This window comes from Geobacillus sp. (assembly GCF_017515625.1).
GTDB lineage: Bacteria > Bacillota > Bacilli > Bacillales > Anoxybacillaceae > Geobacillus > Geobacillus stearothermophilus.
Genome location: NZ_JAFWFM010000146.1, coordinates 1 through 6,538, shown reverse-complemented (window position 1 = coordinate 6,538; position 6,538 = coordinate 1). Strand labels below are relative to the sequence as shown.

Sequence of the window (6,538 nt, the reverse complement as noted above, 5' to 3'; positions counted from 1 at the left end):
ATTAAGAAATTCCTTGTGTTCAAAATAGTATTGTCTGACATTGTACAATCCGACGTTGTACATGTTCTTGGCAATATGGCACAGTTCTCGAAGAGTCTAGTATTCTTCTTTGGTCAAACCATTTAGCAGTTGTTTGTACAAAAATACATTTTTTCACCTCCCATTTAACTATATTATACTATATTTTACTGAATCTATCCTATTTTCAGCAAAATATAGTTAAGGCGATTCATCTCCCACTTACTCCGCTTCGCTTCGTTGAAGTGGGAGTCTTCTCGCCTAATTAAGATAAAGTAGGCGGACAGCGGCGTTTGGCTGGCTGGCTTCAACACAACGGTGTTGCCCGAGGCGATGGCCGGGCCAAGTTTATGGGCCACCAAGTTCATCGGGAAGTTAAACGGCGTAATCGCTCCAATGACGCCGATCGGCTCGCGGACCGTCAAGGCGATGCGATGTTCCCCGCCCGGCGCGGCGTCAAGCGGCAGCGTTTCCCCGTGAATGCGCTTCGCTTCTTCGGCGGCGAATTTGTACGTTTGGATCGTGCGGGCGACTTCCCCTTTCGCCGTGGTGATCGGTTTGGCTGCTTCCAGTGCGATCAACCTTGCCGCTTCTTCCTGCCGCGCTTTCAGCTGCTCGCCGACCCGCTCTAAAATGGCGGCTCGTTCATGCGCCGGCATAGCCGCCATCGTTTGCCGCGCGGCGTACGCCGCCGCGATCGCTTCGTCGACTTCTTGTTCGGTGGCCACAGGGATTTCGGCAATCGTCTCGCGTGAGTATGGCGATTTCAGCTCCGTGTACGACTTGGCTTCCCGCCATTTGCCGTTGATGTATAGCTTCTGTTTCTGCACCGCGATTGACATCTTTTCACCCTTCCCTTCTTTTAAGCACGCGGCCGAAAATTTCCCCTTCAGTATATGTCCCGCATGCCCTGTTTATTTGTTTCATTCGCCATCGCGCATGAAAATTCTTCCACTTGTCCTTTGTTTACGAAAGCCGTCCGTTGCCATGCAGCGCCATCATTCGCCTCTCTCGTTACGGGTGACGTTCCCCTCTCTATGATAACACTCCGTCGCTCGGTTTGCCGCCAAACTGCTTGCCCCTGTTCGTGGAAAGACAAGCAACATAGCCCTTGGTCACCGGCCGCCCAACGTCGGCGCAACAATTCCCCAGCTAACCGTCCAGCTCCGCAAGGCATGATGATGGCTTTCTAACTCCTCCTTCTCCTATGTTTTTGTTGTATGATAAAAGCAGCCAAAAATAGTGTAGAGGGAGATTTGGAAATGAACATCAAAACACTCATCGACCTCACCATGCCGATCACGGCCCAAACTCCGGTGTACCCGGGGGATCCGAAGCCGAAAATCGAACCGGCGGCGACGTTCGCCCAAGACGGCTATCACGTCAGCCGCCTTGTGCTTGGGTCGCATAGCGGCACGCATGTGGATGCGCCGTTTCACTTTTGCGAACACGGTTGGCGGCTCGATGACGTGCCGCTCACGTATTTTCTTGGCCGCGGCGCCGTGATCAATGCCACCGGAAAAGCGGAAGGCGAAGCGGTGACGATGGCCGATGCCGCTCCGTATATCCCGAAGCTGTCGCCGGGAACCATTGTGTTGTTTCATACCGGCTGGTCGCAATACGCCGGAACAAAGCGGTATTTCCATCATCCGTACGTCGCGCCGGATGTGATTGAAGCAATGCTGGAGCGGGGCGTGCGGACGTTTTTCATCGACGCGCTCAACATCGACCCGCCGGACGGTTCGTCGTTCCGCGCCCACGAACTTATTCTTGGCGCCAACGGGGTGATCGGGGAAAATTTCGTGAACTTCGAGCGAATCGATTTTGATGATCCGTATATTATTGCCCTCCCCCTTTCCTTGCCTGGCTGCGACGGTTCGCCTGTTCGGGCGGTGGCGGTGCAGTGGGCGTAACAAAGAAGGATGATGCAACCAAACGCCCCGCACATGCTTTGCACGGGGCGCGGCCTCGGGCTATTTGAGCCATTTGATCACTTTCGCCGGGTTTCCGCCAACGACCGCGTTGGCGGGGACATCTTTTGTCACGACCGCCCCTGAGGCGATGACAGCGTTGTCGCCGATCGTGACGCCCGGGTTGATGACGGCCCGCCCGCCGATCCAGACGTTATGGCCGATCACAACCGGCTTTCCGTACTCCAACCCGGAATTTCGTTCGTGCGGATCGAGCGGGTGAGTCGCCGTATAAATGTGCACACCAGGACCAATAAAACAATGGTCGCCGATTCGCACTTCACATACATCCAAAATCACGCCATCAAAGTTCATAAAAAAATTTTCACCGACGTGAATGTTGTAGCCGTAGTCGCAGCGGAAGTTCGGCTCGATAAACAAACAGCCGTTCTCCCGTTGAACCGAACAGCTCCTTCAGCAGAGCGGTTCGCTTTTCATATTCCGTTTCCAACGTTTCGTTATACAAACGAACGAGCCGCCGCGCCCGCTCCCGCTCCTTGACGAGCTCCGGATCAGCGGGATTGTACAAGTGTCCCGCTACCATCTTTTCTTTTTCGGTTTTCATCGAACCCCTCCAACATTTCATGCATTCGTTTCAAAACTCCATGGAATGATCTTATCGTCCTTCAGAAAAACCGTTCCCTGTCATCGTTTCGATGCGCACGCCTTCCCGATAATAGGCCTCCATCACATCCTTTGGCACCATGCTTCCACCCGTCGCCCAGCCAATATGGACGGCGTTTTTCATCTTTTCTTTCAAACCGTTTGCCTCTACGTACGTTTGCCCCGCCAAATCACGAAACAGCCGAACAGGCCCCGCCACCCCCGCCAAGGCGGACGGCTCTAAATAGATTTCCTCCGTTTCCACCATCGCCGCGAGCAAGCGGTAAAGCGTCGAATCGTCCACCGTATAGACGCCGCTGATGACGTTCTCAAGCATGTTCCCCACCAGCCGCGACGGCCGGCCCACCGCTAGCCCGTCCGCTTCGGTCTTATTGTCGAGGCCAAAATCTTGCACCGACACGCGGTCGTGCTCTCCTGTCATCAGGCCGAGCAGCATGCAAGGCGAATGCGTCGGCTCAGCGAAAAAGCAATGGACATGATCGCCGTACACGAGCTTCAGCCCAAACGTCACCCCGCCCGGACCGCCGCCGACGCCGCAAGGAAGATACACAAAGAGCGGGTGTTTTTCATCAACCGTGATGTTCATGTCCTCTAATTGCTTTTTCAGCCGAAACGCCGCCACCGCATAGCCTAAAAACAGATGGATCGAGTTTTCATCATCGATAAAATACGACGTTGGATCCTCGGCGGACTGTCTTCGCGCCTCTTCCACCACGTTGTTGTAATCAGTGAGATGTTCGATGACGGTGACCCCTTTGCTTCGCAATAAGTCTTTTTTCCATTGTTTCGCATCGGCTGACATATGAACGGTGACGCGGAACCCAAGCTTTGCCCCGATGATGCCGATGCTCAAGCCCAAGTTCCCTGTCGAACCGACGACCAGAGAATAGCGGGAAAAGAATTGCCTGAATTTCTCGCTGTCCATGACCGCATAGTCGTCTCCTATGGTGATCATCCCGTTGGCGAGCGCGAGGTCTTCGGCATGTTTCAGAACCTCGTAGATTCCCCCTCTCGCCTTGATCGACCCGGAGATGGGAAGATGGCTGTCGCATTTCAGCAACAGCTCCCCCTCAATGTTGGTCTGAAACATCTTTTCTAAACGCTGTTTCATGTTCGGAATCCGGACTAAAGGGGATTCGATGATGCCATAGGCCGGCCGCGTCTCGGGAAAAACTTTCGCGATGTAGGGGGCAAAGCGGCGCAATCGTTCTTCCGCCTCCTTGACATCGCGTTCGCGTAAAGGAATCGTTTGAATGGCTTGCGCAAACGCGTGATATTTTGGATTGCGCCAAAACACCTCTTCGGCCGCCATGATCATTTCAAGCAGCGGGAATTCCTTTACCCACTTTTGGATTTCGTTTTTGGTCATCATGCACCATCCTCTCCCATGCGTGTTTGTCGTTTCGCACCCTTGGCGGATGCCGGTCCAAAGTCCGCTTCATTGTTTGTCGAACCGTTTACCTCCAGTCTCGCGAAAACCGCTTCCATTGTCAATGGGGAGGAAGGAAAATGGGTTGTGGGCGACATTCAGGAGTGATCGCCAGCCTCGTCGGAACGGCCAAGCAAGGTGCGATCTGCTTGAAAAACGCCTGTCTTTCCATTATGATGAAAGAGGCAAACCATATCGTGGAGATGATGATCATGGGCAATCGCCGTGGTTTATCGCTTTTGTTTCTCGTGATGTTTTTGGTCATGGCCGGGTTTGGCATCATTATCCCTGTCCTTCCATTTTACGCAGAAAAAATCGGCGCGACACCAACGCAGCTCGGCTGGTTGATGGCCGTTTATTCGCTCATGCAATTTTTATTTGCGCCGATGTGGGGGAATTTATCGGACCGCTATGGACGAAAACCGATGTTGCTCATCGGTATTTCTGGCTTAGCACTTTCGTTTTTCTTGCTCGCCGTCGCGACAAAGCTTTGGATGTTGTTTGCCGCTCGCATCATCGGCGGATGTCTATCGGCGGCCACGATGCCGGCCGCTATGGCGTACGTCGCAGATGTGACAACGGAAGAAGACCGGGGCAAAGGAATGGGGATGATCGGAGCGGCCGTTGGGCTTGGATTCATTTTCGGACCGGGGATCGGCGGCGTGTTCTCGAAAGCGAGCTTAACCGCTCCGTTTTGGATGGCAGGCAGCTTGGCGCTCTTGACCGCTCTATTCGTTTTCGTTTTCTTGCATGAGTCGCTTCCTAGAGAAAAACGAACGAATATACGAACAAAGCGGCCCTCGCTTGCGGCCTCCCTCCAAGGGCCTGTAGCGCGCCTATACTTACTGCAGCTGATCACAACGTTTTCCCTCGCTGGACTTGAAGCGACGTTCGCCTATTTTGCCGCTGAACGTGCGGGGCTTTCGTCGACGGAACTTGGCTACATCTTTATGATCATGGGGCTTGCAGGGGCCATCGTCCAAGGAGGGTTGCTTGGAAAACTGATCCGCTCATTCGGGGAAGGAGCTGTCATTCGTGTCGGGCTGTTCTTGTCAGCAGTTGGCTTTTTTCTCATTTTATTCGTTCACAGCTTTTGGACAGCCGCGCTCTATTTAACGATTTTCGGCATTGGAAACGGCGTCATCCGCCCGTGCGTCTCCGCGTTGTTGACGAAATATACGGCGGATGGCCAAGGAAGCGCAACAGGCGTCTTATCATCGTTCGATTCGCTCGGCCGCATCGGCGGTCCGGCGATCGCCGGCTGGTTGTTCACCTTAAAGTCCAGTTTGCCATATATGGCAGGGATTGTGCTAACATTCATTTCCTTTGCTGTTTTTCACTCGTTTCAACGAACGATGATGCAAAAAGACTCGGCCCTTTGACACAAGAGGAGGACGGATGTGGACATCCCCTGTTACAGATCAGCGAGAAAGCCCACTCCTTGAGGGGTGGGATGAAAGCGAGCCCCGTCTAACCTAGCGCACTGGTCACAGGTGCGCCGCCCATTGGGGTACATCCTAACCCGATGGGACGGGGTGATGACACACCCCTGAATTTGGGCGTTGTCCGAACCAGAAATGGATGAGGACGCAAACGACCCAAGAATCCCACGCCTTTAGGCGTGCGGAGTGTCAAAATCACGCACGGAAGTGAACGTCTTATGCATTGGGGTGATCAAACATCATCATCTGCACAAAGGAGAAGGAGCGCCTTGAACATCGTTCCAACCAAACAGTTGGACCGCGCCATCGTCAACCAGTTTTTCACCAACCATTGGGGAAGTCCGCAAATGGTTGTTTCAACCGGCATCTATACCTGCAGCGAGCTGGATGGATTTGCGGCTGTTGAGAACGGTCAGCGGATCATCGGACTGATTACATTCATCATCCGTGGCAGCGAATGCGAGATCATCTCGCTAGACAGCATAATGGAAAACCGCGGCATCGGCAGCGCCCTTTTGCATGAGGCAGAGGCATGGGCGAGACAACAAAGGTGCACGGCTGTTCAACTGATCACTACCAACGACAACTTGCATGCCCTTCGTTTCTATCAAAAGCGCGGCTATCAAATTGTGAACGTCTTTCCCAACGCTGTCGACAAGGCGCGACAAATCAAGCCAAACATTCCGAAAACAAGTCCTGACGGCATTCCTATTCGAGATGAGTTGTTGCTGGTCAAACCACTGGTGTGACACGAGGTGATGATGACGCCGCATCGAAAAAGAAGCACCGGCCTTCTCCCAAGACCGGGAGTCAGTCAAGACTTTGTGGAGAACATTTTTTCGGTTCACTACGGGCGTTGTCAATCACTAGTTAGCGAACCATTTTCAGGAATTGATATCGTAAGCGCTTTCGGACTCTCATCCCTCATCTTGAAGTGATGATATTGTATTCCATTTTTTTACACCCAACCACCATCCCGGAGCGCCGACAACGCTTGATGGATCGGCGTCCCGGATGACCGCTGCAGACACGGTAGATTCTGACGCACCACATCT

General features: G+C 53.3%; 5 protein-coding genes and 3 pseudogenes. 3 read left to right on the top strand and 5 right to left on the bottom strand.

Going from position 1 to position 6,538, the window contains the following annotated elements; all coding sequences use genetic code 11:
- A pseudogene (locus IKE44_RS08765) lies at positions 1–149 on the bottom strand (RNA-guided endonuclease TnpB family protein); the annotation flags it as partial.
- Positions 150–287: 138 nt separating this feature from the next.
- Positions 288–860, bottom strand: a pseudogene (locus IKE44_RS08760) (aldehyde dehydrogenase family protein); the annotation flags it as partial.
- Between the two features lie 420 nt (positions 861–1,280).
- Here IKE44_RS08760 and IKE44_RS08755 point away from each other — a divergent pair.
- Complete coding sequence (locus IKE44_RS08755; protein WP_049625326.1) at positions 1,281–1,931, top strand: cyclase family protein; 651 nt, start codon at positions 1,281–1,283, stop codon at positions 1,929–1,931.
- A 60-nt stretch (positions 1,932–1,991) separates the two neighbouring features.
- Here IKE44_RS08755 and IKE44_RS08750 read toward each other — a convergent pair.
- Together IKE44_RS08750 and IKE44_RS08745 are read right to left on the bottom strand one after the other, a co-directional pair.
- Positions 1,992–2,553, bottom strand: a pseudogene (locus IKE44_RS08750) (sugar O-acetyltransferase).
- Positions 2,554–2,604: 51 nt separating this feature from the next.
- Positions 2,605–3,984, bottom strand: coding sequence for a D-serine ammonia-lyase (locus IKE44_RS08745; RefSeq protein ID WP_287465651.1), 1,380 nt, complete (start codon positions 3,982–3,984; stop codon positions 2,605–2,607).
- Between the two features lie 269 nt (positions 3,985–4,253).
- On the opposite strand from IKE44_RS08745, the gene IKE44_RS08740 reads away from it, so the two are divergent.
- On the top strand, positions 4,254–5,423 hold the full coding sequence (locus tag IKE44_RS08740) for an MFS transporter (protein ID WP_053532763.1): 1,170 nt from the start codon (positions 4,254–4,256) through the stop codon (positions 5,421–5,423).
- 329 nt (positions 5,424–5,752) lie between these two features.
- The gene (locus IKE44_RS08735; protein WP_033017062.1) at positions 5,753–6,232 is read left to right on the top strand and encodes a GNAT family N-acetyltransferase; all 480 of its coding nucleotides are present in this window, start codon (positions 5,753–5,755) and stop codon (positions 6,230–6,232) included.
- 209 nt (positions 6,233–6,441) lie between these two features.
- Here IKE44_RS08735 and IKE44_RS08730 read toward each other — a convergent pair.
- The coding region (locus tag IKE44_RS08730) for a UPF0236 family protein (RefSeq protein ID WP_287465653.1) at positions 6,442–6,538 on the bottom strand (97 nt) is incomplete at its 5' end.